At 70.3% G+C, this 13537-nt stretch carries 8 protein-coding genes; 2 read left to right on the top strand and 6 right to left on the bottom strand.

All coding sequences use genetic code 11. The features are described from left to right. Positions 1 to 24 precede the first annotated feature (24 nt). Both AC068B_RS10005 and AC068B_RS10000 read right to left on the bottom strand, forming a co-directional pair. Positions 25 to 2100, bottom strand: coding sequence for an IucA/IucC family protein (locus AC068B_RS10005; RefSeq protein ID WP_478670390.1), 2076 nt, complete (start codon positions 2098 to 2100; stop codon positions 25 to 27). A 100-nt stretch (positions 2101 to 2200) separates the two neighbouring features. After that, a complete protein-coding gene (locus AC068B_RS10000; RefSeq protein WP_478670388.1) occupies positions 2201 to 3814 on the bottom strand; it encodes a diaminobutyrate--2-oxoglutarate transaminase family protein in 1614 nt (537 codons plus the stop codon). A gap of 498 nt (positions 3815 to 4312) precedes the next feature. Between AC068B_RS10000 and AC068B_RS09995 the strand changes: the two genes are divergently transcribed. Both AC068B_RS09995 and AC068B_RS09990 read left to right on the top strand, forming a co-directional pair. Then, a complete protein-coding gene (locus AC068B_RS09995; protein ID WP_478670386.1) occupies positions 4313 to 5542 on the top strand; it encodes a trypsin-like serine peptidase in 1230 nt (409 codons plus the stop codon). Positions 5543 to 5723: 181 nt separating this feature from the next. Next, positions 5724 to 6935: a trypsin-like serine peptidase gene (locus AC068B_RS09990; RefSeq protein WP_478670385.1), complete on the top strand. Its 1212-nt coding sequence runs from the start codon at positions 5724 to 5726 to the stop codon at positions 6933 to 6935. Positions 6936 to 7025: 90 nt separating this feature from the next. Here the strand turns inward: AC068B_RS09990 and hflX are convergent, their stop codons facing one another. The 4 genes from hflX to dapF form a co-directional block, all read right to left on the bottom strand. Further along, positions 7026 to 8516, bottom strand: a complete 1491-nt coding sequence (gene hflX / locus AC068B_RS09985; RefSeq protein ID WP_478670383.1) for a GTPase HflX — start codon at positions 8514 to 8516, stop codon at positions 7026 to 7028. 194 nt (positions 8517 to 8710) lie between these two features. Next, positions 8711 to 10195 (bottom strand): M1 family metallopeptidase, encoded by a 1485-nt coding sequence (locus AC068B_RS09980; RefSeq protein ID WP_478670381.1) that lies wholly within the window; start codon positions 10193 to 10195, stop codon positions 8711 to 8713. Between the two features lie 156 nt (positions 10196 to 10351). Beyond that, positions 10352 to 12499 carry a RelA/SpoT family protein gene (locus tag AC068B_RS09975; protein ID WP_478670380.1) on the bottom strand — a complete coding sequence of 716 codons (2148 nt, stop codon included), beginning with the start codon at positions 12497 to 12499 and terminating at the stop codon, positions 10352 to 10354. Positions 12500 to 12641: 142 nt separating this feature from the next. Continuing rightward, on the bottom strand, positions 12642 to 13520 hold the full coding sequence (dapF, locus tag AC068B_RS09970) for a diaminopimelate epimerase (RefSeq protein WP_478670378.1): 879 nt from the start codon (positions 13518 to 13520) through the stop codon (positions 12642 to 12644). Positions 13521 to 13537 lie beyond the last annotated feature (17 nt).

The following is a 13537-nucleotide window of genomic DNA, read 5'->3' as shown; positions in this document are numbered from 1 at the left end:
GTCAGCAGAGGTGGGGCATGTTCCTCAGGAATGGAGGGGGTTGGGGATGGTGACGTAGACGGACTGGGTGTCGACCGGGCCGACGAGCTCGTCGAGGCCGTGCAACCGGGTCAGCAGATTGGCCTTGCACCGCAGCACAGGTGAGTCGAGCAAGGCCGCGGGCAGCGAGGTGCGCAGCTTGGCGGGCCCCGTGGCGACATCGCCGAGGAAGCGGCGGAAGGCGGCGAGCAGCAGCCGTTCGTCCGCGAGCCGTTCGGCGCCGAGGGCTCCGATGAGACCGAGGACGTTGTTGATGCCGAGGTAGTAGGCGAACCGCTCGTCGGTCACCTCGTCGGAGACGAACGTGTCGCTGTCCCGGCCGATGCCGGGAAGTCGTCGCTCGAGTTCGGCGCGCCGGGACTCGCGGAAGTAGTAGCCCTGGTTGTCGCGGTATCGGCCGCCCACGGGCCAGCCTTCGGGGTCGAGCAGGAGAAGGGTGTTCTGCTGGTGCGCCTCCAGCGCGACACCCGCCTCGCTGTCCAGCCACAGCACGGGGCGCACGACGGTTTCCAGGTAGCGCAGGAACCACTCGGTGGCAACTGCACCCCTGGAACGGCCCGTTCGCCCTGCGAGCCGGGTAACGGTTTCGCCGAGCCGGGAGCGCATCGCGTGGCGGTCCTGGCAGGCGGGCAGCGCCGAAGGCCGCGGCGAGACCAGTCCGGCGATGCAGGTGGCGTCGTCCCCGGACCGGAAGGGGTTGTGCCGGATCATGACGTCGAGTCCGGGGACGGGCGCGCCGTCGGGCCCCGTGACGGCGAGCCACGCCGGGTCGCGGATCACGTCGAAGCAGGGGTGGACCGCCTGCCACTCCTCGGCGAGGCCGCTGCGCAACAGGCGGTGGACCTCGACGCCGCGGTGGAGTTCCTTGCGGAGGTTTTCACGACGGGAGTTGGTGATGCGCAGGCCGAGCGACAGCTTCAGCATGGCGGCCGCGCCGGAGCGGTAGAGGGTGCGTACGGAGGAGGTGGGGCGCCAGGGGGTGCCGTGAGCACCGAGGTCCCGGAGCAGTCCGGCGTCGAAGAGCGCGGCGGTCGCGGGCCGGTGCCGGAGCTCGCGGATCTGCCAGGGGTGCACGGGAAGAGCGACGTGATCGTCCGTGAGCGGCAATTCGGAGCCGACGAGGCGGGCGGTGAGCTGCTCGGCTGAAACAGCCCGGCCGCGCTCGGTCCACGCCGAGTCACAAGCGAGTACGGAGCGGTCGACGGCCAGCCAGTGCAGTGCGAAGGAGCCGCGCAACTCAGGTGAGTAGAGGCGGGATTCGGTGTCGGACAGGCCCTCGCGGCTCTTGGGGGTCGGATGGAGGGGGTGTCCGAGGAGCAGGGACTGCTCGGCGGCGAGGAAGAGGTCGGGCTCGTCGGCGGGCCGGTCGCGGCGGTCGGTGATGAAGGCGGCCGTGCGCCGGACCGAGTCGGCGACCCGGCCGACCAGATCGGCACCGTCGACCGGCTCGACCGGCTCGGCCGGGTCGGCCAGGTCGACGGATTCAGCCGGGTCGACGGATTCAGCCGGGTCAGTTGCTCCGGCCGCATCCGCAGTACTGACTGTGCCGCCCGAACCACCCAGGTCGTACGGGCCTCCCTCGGCCAGCGCCTCCACCGCTACCTCACCCGACGGCGGTTCCGTCGCGCGGCGGGCCGTCTCGCGGCCGAGGAGGGCGGCGACGGTCACCGCGTCGACGGGCGGCGCACTCGCGGGGCCGTCCTCCAGGTAGGGGAGGCCGAAGCGGTGCCAGCCGGTGGCCGACCAGTAGTGCACGGGGACGAGCAGGGCCGTTCCGCTGGCCTCGAGGGGGACCCGGAGGACGCCTCGATCCGGAGCGGGGAGGTTGTTCTCCCTGACCCAGCAGCGGAGGAGGTTCTCGACGGCCGCGGCCTGTGCGGCGACGTGCGGGTCGGGGTGCTCCAGCAGGTCGATGGATGCCCCGCGCAGGCGCTCGGCGTCCTGGCCGCCACCCTTCTGCCGGGGAACCGTACCGGGCTCCGCCACCAGTGAGGTGTGCGCGCCGCATGCGCCTGGGGCGTCGGGTTGGGTGCGGCCTTCGGATGCGGGGGTGGCGTTCAAGAGAGCTTCCTTGTGAGGTTGTTCGGGGCTCCGTGTAGCGACAGGACCCGGTGCGTGACCGGCGGTTCATGTCCGGCAGAACGGCCCGGGCACGTCTTGGCTATCTGCGGTGGGCACGGGCCGCGGTGGTCAGCGCATCGGCAAGGCGGTCGAGGACCGCGGCGGCCTGTTCATCGGTGAGGGTGAGAGGAGGCAGGAGTCGTACGACGCTGGAATGGCGGCCGCCGAGTTCGACGATAAGACCGCGGCGCAGGCACTCCCGCTGCACGGCCGCGGCCAGTTCGGGGGCCGGAGGGTGGGGTTGCGCGGTGGACGGGAGGTCGGCGACGGACGCTGCTCGGGTGGAAGGCGTCCCGGGGGGCGGGACGGCCTCGGCGGGTGCTGTGCGGCTCGCGGCGGTCTGCGACGGAATCGTCGCTGACTCAGGGTTCAACTCCGGCTGTGACGGTGGATGCGACGCCTGAGGTGACACCTGATGTGACGTCGTCGGTGGCTCCAACTGGGCCTCCTGCCCCCGGTCCGTCCTCGGCTCGGACGTCGGGTCCACCAGTTCCACGCCGATCATCAGCCCTCGGCCGCGGACCTCACCGATGCAGGGATGGTGCGCGGCCAGGGAGCGGAGTTGGGTGAGCATGCGGGCGCCGAGGGTGGCGGCACGTGCGGCGAGGCCGTTCTCACGCACGTACGCGAGGGTCGCCGCGCCCGCCGCCATGGCGAGCTGGTTTCCGCGGAAGGTTCCCGCGTGGGCGCCGGGCGGCCATACGTCGAGGTCGTCGCGGTAGACCACGACGGCCAGCGGAAGGCTGCCGCCGATCGCTTTGGAGAGCACCATCACGTCCGGCACGATGCCGCTGTGCTCGACGGCCCAGAAGGCGCCGGTGCGGCCGACACCCGTCTGTACCTCGTCCGCGATGAGCGGGATGCCGCGCGCGGCGGTGATCTCGCGCATCCGGCGGAGCCAGGTGTCGGGCGCGGGATAGACCCCGCCCTCGCCCTGGACCGGTTCGAGGATCATGCCTGCGGGGGTCGGTACGCCCGACTTGGTGTCGTCGAGGAGGCTTTCGGTCCACCGGGCGGACAGTTCGGCGCCGCGATCGCCGCCGAGGCCAAAGGGGCAGCGGTAGTCCTGGGGGTAGGGCAAGCGCGCGACCCGATTGCTCGATGCGCCGCCGGATGCTTCGAGCGCCCCGGCGGTCATGCCGTGGTAGGCGCCGGTGAAGGCGAGCATTCCGTCGCGGCCGGTGGCCGTGCGGACCAGTTTCAGCGCTGCCTCCACCGCGTCCGTCCCCGCGGGGCCGCAGAACTGGATCCGCGCGCGGTCCGCCAGGCCGCGCGGCAGCGTGTGGAACAGCTCCGTGGTGAAGGCGTCCTTGACCGGTGTGGCCAGGTCGAGGACGTGCAGCGGGGCCCCGGAGTCGAGGACCTTCCTGATCGCTTCGAGCACCACCGGGTGGTTGTGGCCGAGGGCCAGGGTCCCGGCGCCCGAGAGACAGTCGAGGTATCGGCGGCCGTCGGCGCCCTCGATCGTCAGGCCGCGGGCCCGGACCGGCACGATCGGCAGGGCGCGCGCATAGGTGCGGGCGGCCGATTCGCGTGCCGACTGGCGTCGCAGGATTCCCTCGTGGCCTGTGCAGTGCGCCGTGGAGTGCGCCGCGGAATCTGCCGTGGTGTGCGCCGCTGTGCGAGTCGCGGGCCGCTGTGCCGTCTCCGACACCGACGGCGATTCGGACTCCGTTACAGACTGCGTTGCGGAATGCGTTACAGAGTGCGTTACGGGCTGCGTTGCGGAATTCCCTGCGGGCACCGCCGCGGGCGCAGGCTCGGTCACGGCCACGACTGGTGGTCCTCCCGCTGGGACGAGCGCGCCCGTCCGATGCGGCTCCGGAGAGCTCCACAGGGGCAAACACGCAGGCGAGTTGGCAGGGGGAATGAACGCAGGCCGCGACTCCCCCGTACGTACCAACGACGAGGGGCCCGGCGGAACACGGGTATTCCGAAGATCCTTGCCGTGACGGAACCGTTGCCCTTCCGTGGGCCGTCCCCAACGCCACCGGCATAGTGTGGGGGCCGTTCATCAGCCACGGATGGCGCCGCTCCCCAGAGCAAACCCGAGCAAACCCAGCGAAGGGGTGCCGCACCGGTGGCAACGGGTGTTCCACACCCGGATGTCCAGCACTTTGGAACAATTTCGAAGCCCAGGGGGAATCTCCAGATGCGACCCATACGTCCGCTCTTCACTGTTCGCAATGGGAGGAGCATGCGCAGCAGGACCTCCCCTGTGGCGGCTGTGGCGCTCGGTGCGGCGCTCGTACTGACCGCCACGGCCTGCGGCCCCAGCGACGACAACGCCGGCGGTGACTCGTCCTCGTCCCAGCCCGGCGGCAGCAACGGTGACGACAAGATCCAGATCCCGGACGCCTGGAAGGACAAGCTCAAGGAAAACGGGATCGATCTGGACGAATGGAAGAACGGCGCCTGGAAGAACTGGAACAAGGACGACTGGCTGCGCGAGGCCGGTGACTTCGTCAACCCGATCATCGAGGACCTGTGGGACCCGGACCGGATGCGGGACGCCGACAAGAACCCCGACCGGGGCGTCGACGACAACGACATCTCCGGTGACCAGGGTGTGACCGACCCGACGCCCAAGCCCGTGGAGGCGGCCGCCGTGAAGGCGCCGTACCACGACCAGGTCGCCGAGTCGGGCAAGCTCTTCTTCGACAGCCCCGAGGGTTCGATGGTCTGCTCCGCGACCGTCGTCAAGGACCCGGCCCACCCGGGCAAGTCCAACATGGTGTGGACCGCGGGCCACTGCGTGCACGCAGGCGCCAAGGGCGGCTGGTACCGCAACATGGTCTTCGTCCCCTCGTACAACAACAGCGGCAAGTCGGCCGAGGAACTGCAGAACGCCCCCAAGGAAGAGGTCGCTCCGTACGGCGTCTGGTGGGGCGACTGGGCGCAGACCTCCGACCAGTGGATCGAGCAGGGCGGTCCGACCGGCGGTGCGGGCGCGCCGTACGACTTCGCGGTCATTCACGTGAAGCCGGAGAAGGGCAGCGAGGGCAAGTCGCTCGAGGAGACGGTCGGTTCCGCGCTCCCGGTGGACTTCAACGCCCCGGCCGTGCCCCGGATCGACACCATGACGGCGACCGGCTACCCGGCGGCGCCGCCGTTCGACGGCCAGAAGCTGTTCCAGTGCGCCGACAAGCCCGGCCGACTGTCGCTGACCAAGCCCGACCCGACGATGTACCGCGTCGGCTGCACCATGACCGGCGGTTCGTCCGGTGGTGGCTGGGTCGCCAAGGGGCAGAACGGCAAGCCCGCTCTGGTGTCGAACACCTCCATCGGTCCGGTGACGGCGGGCTGGCTGGCCGGTCCGCGCCTCGGCAAGGAGGCCAAGGGCATCTACAGCGCGGTGAGCAAGAAGTTCGCCGACAAGTAGTGCGGTAGGAAGGGACTTTCGTACGGTGGCGGGGCGCCGGAAACCTTCACGCCCCCGCCGCCGTTCGTCCCCAACCTCACAGGCATAGTGAGGTGTTGCATCGACGTGGGAGACGCATTCCCACGTCGACTCACATGACACGCACATGACAAATACACGTTCCATCGGGGGTAACAGCACCATGCGTTCCACTCGTGCGCCGTTCGCGCGCAGCCGCGGACGGCGGGTGGCGCTCGCCGCCACCGGGCTCGCAGCGACCCTGGCACTCACCGCCACGGCCTGTGGCCCGAGCGACGACAAGGCGAGCGACAAGCCGGACACCAACGCGTCCCAGGGAGCCGACGGCTCCGACTCCGGTTCCGACGTCCAGCTTCCCGGCGGCTTCGCCGACAAGCTCAAGGACAAGGGCATCGACCTGGACGACTGGAAGAACGGCGCCTGGAAGAACTGGGACAAGGGCGACTGGGTCCGGGAGGCCAAGGACTTCGCCAACCCGGTCATCGAAGGGCTCTGGAAGCCCGAGCGGATGAAGAAGGCCAAGGACCCGAACAAGACGATCGCCTCGAAGGACGCGTCCGCCGGTCAGGGCGGCACCGACCCCGAGCCGTCGCCGGTCCAGGCCAAGCGGGAGCGGACTCCGTACCACAAGAACGCCGCCCCGGTCGGCAAGATCTTCTTCGACTCCCCCGAGGGTTCGATGGTCTGCTCCGGCACCGTGGTGAAGGACCCGCGCAACCCGGGCAAGTCCAACCTCGTGTGGACCGCGGGCCACTGCGTGCACGCCGGCCAGAAGGGCGGCTGGTACCGCAACATCGCCTTCGTGCCCTCCTACAACGACCTGGGCAAGTCCGAGGCCGACCTGCGCAACGCGGCTCCGCAGGAGATCGCCCCCTACGGCCAGTACTGGGCCGACTGGGTCTCGACCTCCAACGAGTGGATCAACGAGGGCGGTCCGACGGGCGGCGCGGGTGCGACGTACGACTACGCCGTCCTGCACGTGAAGCCGGAGCAGGGCAGCAAGTCCCTCGAGGAGACCGTCGGCAACGCGCTCGATGTCGACTTCTCGACCCCGGCCGCGCAGAGCGTGAGCTCCATGGGCGCCTGGGGCTACCCGGCCGCTCCCCCGTACAACGGCCTGATCATGCACAAGTGCGTCGACAAGCCGGGCCGCCTCTCGATGTCGCCGTCCCTGCCGACGATGTACCGCATCGGCTGCACCATGACCGGTGGTTCGTCCGGCGGTGGCTGGTTCCGGGTCTCGGGCGGCAAGACGAAGCTCGTGTCGAACACCTCGATCGGCCCGGCCGAGAACACCTGGCTGGCGGGCCCGCAGCTGGGCCGGGGCGCCGAGCAGGTCTACGACATGATGAGCAAGAAGTACGGCGCGCAGTAGTCACGCGGCGCATCTGAGACGGCGAAGGCCCGCCCCCTGCGAGAGGGGGCGGGCCTTCGCCGTGTGCGCTTACGTGTGGTGCGCCGAGGTTCAGTGCGCCGCAGGCACGTACGGAGCGAGCTCCGCGGCGAGTTCCTCGTGCACCTGCGCCTTGAGCAGGGTGCCGTCGGCGGTGTGCTCCTCGGAGAGCACCTCGCCCTCGGCGTGCGCCCGCGAGACGAGCTGGCCGTGCGTGTACGGAACGAGGGCCTCGATCTCGACCTCGGGCCGCGGCAGTTCGGTGTCGATGAGCCCGAGCAGTTCCCCGATGCCGACGCCGGTCCGCGCGGAGACCGCGATCGCGTGCTTCTCGTTGCGCAGCAGGCGCTGGAGGACCAGCGGGTCCGCCGCGTCCGCCTTGTTGATCACCACGATCTCGGGCACGTCGGTCGCGCCCACGTCGCGGATGACCTCGCGCACGGCGGCGAGCTGCTCCTCCGGCACCGGGTGCGAACCGTCCACCACGTGCAGGATCAGGTCGGAGTCGCCGACCTCTTCCATCGTGGAGCGGAAGGCCTCGACGAGGTGGTGCGGCAGATGCCGGACGAACCCGACGGTGTCCGCGAGGGTGTAGATCCGGCCGCTCGGCGTCTCTGCCCTGCGGACCGTGGGGTCGAGGGTGGCGAACAGCGAGTTCTCCACCAGGACGCCCGCGCCCGTGAGGCGGTTGAGCAGCGAGGACTTGCCCGCGTTCGTATATCCGGCGATCGCGACCGAAGGCACCTTGTTGCGCCTGCGCTCCTGCCGCTTGATGTCACGGCCCGTCTTCATCTCCGCGATCTCCCGGCGCATCTTCGCCATCTTCTCGCGGATCCGTCGCCGGTCCGTCTCGATCTTGGTCTCACCGGGACCACGGGTGGCCATGCCGCCACCGCCGCCGCCACCCATCTGACGGGAGAGCGACTGACCCCAGCCGCGGAGCCTCGGCAGCATGTACTGCATCTGCGCGAGGGCGACCTGCGCCTTGCCCTCTCGGGACTTGGCGTGCTGGGCGAAGATGTCGAGGATCAGGGCGGTCCTGTCGACCACCTTGACCTTGACGACGTCTTCGAGGTGGATCAGCTGGCCGGGGCTCAGCTCACCGTCGCAGACGACGGTGTCGGCTCCGGTCTCGAGCACGATGTCACGCAGCTCCAAGGCCTTGCCGGAGCCGATGTACGTCGCGGGGTCGGGCTTGTCGCGGCGCTGGACGAGGCCGTCGAGCACGAGCGCGCCCGCCGTCTCGGCGAGTGCGGCCAGCTCGGCGAGGGAGTTCTCCGCATCCTGGACCGTGCCCGAAGTCCACACGCCGACGAGCACCACGCGCTCCAGGCGGAGCTGTCGGTACTCGACTTCGGTGACGTCCTCGAGCTCGGTGGAGAGTCCCGCGACGCGGCGCAGAGCCGCACGCTCGGAACGGTCGAACTGCTCGCCGTCCCGCTCTCCGTCGATCTCGTGGCTCCAGGCGACGTCCTCTTCCATCAGGGCATCGGCCCGAAGACCTTCGGGGTAGTTCTGCGCGAAGCTCTGTGCGTCCTGGGAAGGGGAAGAAGAGGAGGTCATTGGGTCCTTACGTCGATACGTCGATGGGAAAGCGACGGATGCGGGACCCGTCACATTCGACAACGCCCGGAGTGATCCGGAGATTCCCGGAACCGGCCGGTCGTGCCCTGAGATGTCCCCGAGGGGATGTCCCTGACGGGCCGCGTCGTCGACCTGACGATGGTTGCACGGCACGGCCCGTCTCGTCATCCTGGTTATTTCCCGGAACTCCAGTCCGGATGCCCCGGCATCGGCGGCGTCTTCTTCCCGTACAGCCAGCCGTCGAAGAATCCGTTGAGGTCACGCCCGGCGATCTCGGAGGCGAGCCGCACGAAGTCGGCGGTCTCGGCGTTGCCGTCGTGGTGGTGACGGACCCAGTCCCGCTCCAGGCGCTCGAAGGCCCGGTGTCCGATCTCCTGGCGCAGGGCGTAGAGCACCAGGGCGCTGCCGTCATAGACGACGGGGCGGAAGATGCTGATCTTCTTCCCGGGCGCGGGGGCCTTCGGCCAGGCCGGCGGCCCACCGGCCGCTCGCCAGCTGTCCGACTGACGGTAGGCCGCCCGCATACGGTCGGTCACGGGCTTCTTCGCCTTCTCCTCGGCATAGAGGGCCTCGTACCAGGTGGCGTGGCCCTCGTTCAGCCAGAGGTCCGACCAGGACCGCGGGCTGACGCTGTCGCCGAACCACTGGTGCGCGAGCTCGTGCACCATGATCGAGTCGACGTACCACTCGGGGAACTCGGGACGGGTGAAGAGCTCTCTCTCGAAGAGAGAGAGCGTCTGCGTCTCCAGTTCGTAGCCGGTCTTCGCCCCGGCGATCAGGACCCCGTAGACCTCGAAGGGGTAGCGGCCGACCTTCTCCTCCATCCAGTCGATCTGTCCGGGTGTCTTCTTCAGCCAGGGCTCCACGGCCTTGCGGTCCTTGGTGGGCACCACGTCGCGGACGGGAAGGCCGTGCGGGCCCTGTCGGCGCAGCACGGTGGAGCGGCCGATCGACACCTGGGCCAGCTCGGTCGCCATGGGGTGGTGGTGCCGGTATGCCCACGTGGTCGCGCTGCCGTGCCGGGTCGTGCCGACGGGCAGGCCGTTGGCGACAGCGGTGTACCCCTTGGGGGCGGTGATCCGGAACGTGAACTCTGCCTTGTCCGCCGGGTGGTCGTTGCACGGAAAGACCAGGTGGGCGGCGTCGGCCTGATTGGCCATGGCGAGTCCGTCGTCGGTGCGCACCCACCCGCCCTGGGTGCCCTTCGCGTACTCGGGATCGCTGGTGTGCCGGACCGTGATCTGCATCCGCTCGCCCTGCCCGATGGGCGCGGACGGCGTGACGACCAGGTCCTCGCCGCCGCTCTCGAAGCGTGCGCGCTTGCCGTTCACCTCGACGGAGCGCACGGTGCCGTGCGCGAAGTCCAGGTTCACGCGATCCAGGGAGGCGGTCGCCTCGGCCTCGATCTTGGTGACGGCGTCCAGCGGCTTGCGGTTGTCACCGCGGTAGGTGAAGGCGATGTCGTACGACGTCACGTCGTATCCGGGGTTGCCCAGGTGCGGGAAGAGGCGGTCGCCGATGCCGAGCGGCGTGGCCGGCGAGGGCGCGCTCGCCGCGACGAGGGCGGCGGACGCGGCCGCCGCGATCAGTGCGGCGGCGACGCGAGGGGGGCGGAGCGACTTCGGCCCTGAGGCCGTGGTCCGAGGGGTGAGCAGCATGAACAACCGCTATCAGCGCGCGTCTTCCGCGTGGTGACGGCGCGCGCCGGGCCACTCGAACGAGTCGCCGCGGGGGTGCCGTGCGTCCCCTCTTCGATGGGCGACGGCCGCTCTTCAGCGGGCGACGGCCGCTCTTCAGTAGGAGGCAGACGCTCTTCAGTTGGCGGCGGCCGCCGGATGCTGCGCGCGGCTCACGTCGTACACCCCGGGGACCGCGCGCATCGCCCGCATCAGCCCCGGGAGGTGTGCGGCGTCCGGGAGTTGGAGCGTGTACGTATGGCGTACGCGCTGCTGCGTCGGCGGCTCCACGGTGGCGGAGATGATCGCCACGCCTTCGAGGGCGATCGCTTCGGTGAGGTCGGCGAGCAGATGCGCCCGGCCGAACGATTCGGCGGTCAGAGTGACCCGGCACTCGGCGGAGTCTCCCCAGCGCACGCCGATCTCCGGGCGCCCCATTTCCTTCATGCGCTCCACGGCCGGGCAGCCGACCCGGTGGACGGTCACGACGCCCCCGCGGACGGCGAAGGCGGTGACGTCGTCGGGCGGCACCGGCGTACAACAACCGGCGAGGCGCACGCTGGCGCCCTCGCGGTCCACGACGGCGTTCGCCGCGGCGGGCCGCACGGCTCCGGACTCCTCCGCCTTGGGCGCGGCGGCGGGCGCCTGCTGCGGCGGCCGCTCCACGGACGGCGTCGGCGCGGCGGCCGCGGGTGCGGGGTGCGTGGTGAGCCAGCGTCGGATGGCGATCCGCGCGGCAGGCGTGCGCGCATGGTCCAGCCACTCGCGCGAGGGCCCGGACGTGAGGTCCTGGCCCATGAGCAGCTGGACCGTGTCGCCATCCCGTAGGACCGTGCTGAGCGTCGCCAGACGGCCGTTGACGCGTGCGCCGATGCAGTCGTGGGCGTCCTCGCCGTACTGGGCGTACGCGGCGTCCACGCAGCTGGCACCGGCGGGCAGGCCCAGCGTGCCGCCGTCGGGCCGGAAGACGGCGATCTCGCGGTCCTGGGCGAGGTCCTCCCGCAGCGTCGACCAGAACGTGTCCGGATCGGGGGCGGCCTGCTGCCAGTCGAGGAGCCGGGAGAGCCAGCCGGGCCTGGTCGGGTCCACGCGCTCGTCGTCGACGTTGTCGGACGGCTCCTCCGAAGGAGGAGCGTAGGGATTGTGCAGGGCGACGACGCCCGCCTCCGCGACCTGGTGCATCTGGTGCGTGCGGATGAGGACTTCGGCGACCTCGCCGTCGGAGCGGGTCACGGCCGTGTGCAGCGACTGGTAGAGGTTGAACTTCGGTACGGCGATGAAGTCCTTGAACTCCGAGACGACCGGCGTGAAGCAGGTGTGCAGCTCGCCGAGGACTCCGTAGCAGTCGGCGTCCTCGGTCACGAGTACGAGGAGGCGGCCGAAGTCGGACGCACGCAGTTCGCCGCGCTTGCGGTGCACGCGGTGCACGGAGACGGAGTGCCGTGGCCTGATGAGCACTTCGGCAGTGATGCCCGCGTCGCGCAGCACGCCGCGCACCTCGCCCGCGATGTCCCCGAGAGGGTCTCCCGCACTCTCGGCATTGGCGGCGATCATGGTTTTGACCTGGGCGCACTCCTCCGGGTGGAGGATCGCGAAGACGAGGTCCTCCAGCTCGGTCTTGAGCGCCTGCACGCCGAGGCGCTCGGCGAGCGGAATGAGGACGTCCCGGGTGACCTTGGCGATGCGGGCCTGTTTCTCGGGCCGCATGACGCCGAGCGTACGCATGTTGTGCAGGCGGTCGGCGAGCTTGATCGACATGACACGTACGTCGTTGCCGGTGGCTACGAGCATTTTGCGGAAGGTCTCGGGCTCGGCCGCCGCTCCGTAGTCGACCTTCTCCAGCTTCGTGACGCCGTCGACCAGATAGCAGACGTCGTCGCCGAACTCGGCCCGCACCTGGTCGAGCGTGACGTCCGTGTCCTCGACGGTGTCGTGGAGCAGGGAGGCGGTCAAGGTCGTGATCTCGGCGCCGAGTTGGGCGAGGATCAGGGTGACCGCGAGCGGATGTGTGATGTACGGCTCGCCGCTCTTGCGTGTCTGGCCCCGGTGCGAGGACTCCGCGAGGACCCACGCGCGGCGCAGTGGCTCCAGGTCCGCGTCCGGGTAATGACCCCTGTGGGCCTCCGCCACATGGCCGATCGCGTCGGGGAGACGGTCCCGGGTGCCTGATCCGAGCAGGGCGGCCCGGCCGAGCCTGCGCAGATCGAGACGCGCACGGCCGCGCTTGCGCTGGACCCCTGACGTCACGGGGCCGGGCGTGGCAGGGTTCGTGGCCTCCGCACTCATGAGCACCTCCGGCTGCTTCGACCGGCGGTGTGCGGACGGCGGCGTACTCCGTCCGGGCCGGTGCTTGATGCTACCGAGCCCATCACGTGGTGCTGACCGCCTCTCGCCGAGCGTGAAACGGATCACCCATTCGAGCGACAGTTCATGCGGATGCCGTTTCGAGCCATTCGGATGCGATCTCGCCCTCGGCGACGATCACGGCGCCGCCCGTCATCTCGATCTCGCCGTCGGGCCGCTCGGTGATCACCAGGCGCCCGCCGGGCAGGTCGACGGTGTACGTGGCCGGGGAGCCGGTCACGGCCGGGTCCAGGCCGTCCTTGCGGGCCGCCGCCACGGCCACGGCGCACGCGCCGGTGCCGCAGGAGCGGGTCTCGCCCGCGCCGCGCTCGTGCACGCGCATGGCGACGTGGTGCGGGCCCCGGGGGACGACGAATTCGACGTTCACCCCGTCCGGGTAGGCGGAAGCGGGGCTGAAGGGGGGTGCCTCGTAGAGATTGCCCGCTTCGGAGAGGTCGTCGATGAAGGCGACCGCGTGCGGATTGCCCATGTTCACGTTCCGCGCGGGCCAGCGGTGATCGCCGACCGAGACGGTGACGTCCCCTTCGGGGAGCGACGCCCTGCCCATGCCGACGGTGATCTCGCCGCCGGACTCCGCCTTGGCGATGTGCACGGTCTTCACGCCGCCGCGGGTGGCCACTGCCAGGTCGCCCTCGACGGCGTGCCCGGCGCGCTGCAGGTAGCGGGCGAAGACCCGCACTCCGTTGCCGCACATCTCCGCGATCGAGCCGTCGCCGTTGCGGTAGTCCATGAACCACTCGGCGCGGTCCGCGAGATGGCGGGCCTCGGGGTGGGCGGCGGAGCGTACGACATGGAGGAGGCCGTCGCCACCGATGCCCGCACGGCGGTCGCACAGGGCGGCCACAGCTGCCGGGGACAGCTCGATGGCGTTGTCCGGGTCGGGGATGATCACGAAGTCGTTCTCGGTCCCGTGCCCCTTGAGGAAGGCGATCCGCGTGCTCATTCCTCGATCGTACGGGG

Source organism: Streptomyces sp. NPDC042371 (assembly GCF_056437465.1).
The sequence above is the reverse complement of the archived record's forward strand: the minus strand, read 5'-3'. Positions and strand labels throughout refer to the sequence as shown.

What these genes read in the sequence shown, in the direction of transcription:
- AC068B_RS09980 (WP_478670381.1), bottom strand. Translation starts at nt 10,195, where the DNA reads ATGCTGCTCACCCCTCGGACCACGGCCTCAGGGCCGAAGTCGCTCCGC.
- AC068B_RS09990 (WP_478670385.1), top strand. Translation starts at nt 5,724, where the DNA reads ATGCGTTCCACTCGTGCGCCGTTCGCGCGCAGCCGCGGACGGCGGGTG.
- hflX (WP_478670383.1), bottom strand. Translation starts at nt 8,516, where the DNA reads ATGACCTCCTCTTCTTCCCCTTCCCAGGACGCACAGAGCTTCGCGCAG.
- AC068B_RS09975 (WP_478670380.1), bottom strand. Translation starts at nt 12,499, where the DNA reads ATGAGTGCGGAGGCCACGAACCCTGCCACGCCCGGCCCCGTGACGTCA.
- dapF (WP_478670378.1), bottom strand. Translation starts at nt 13,520, where the DNA reads ATGAGCACGCGGATCGCCTTCCTCAAGGGGCACGGGACCGAGAACGAC.
- AC068B_RS09995 (WP_478670386.1), top strand. Translation starts at nt 4,313, where the DNA reads ATGCGACCCATACGTCCGCTCTTCACTGTTCGCAATGGGAGGAGCATG.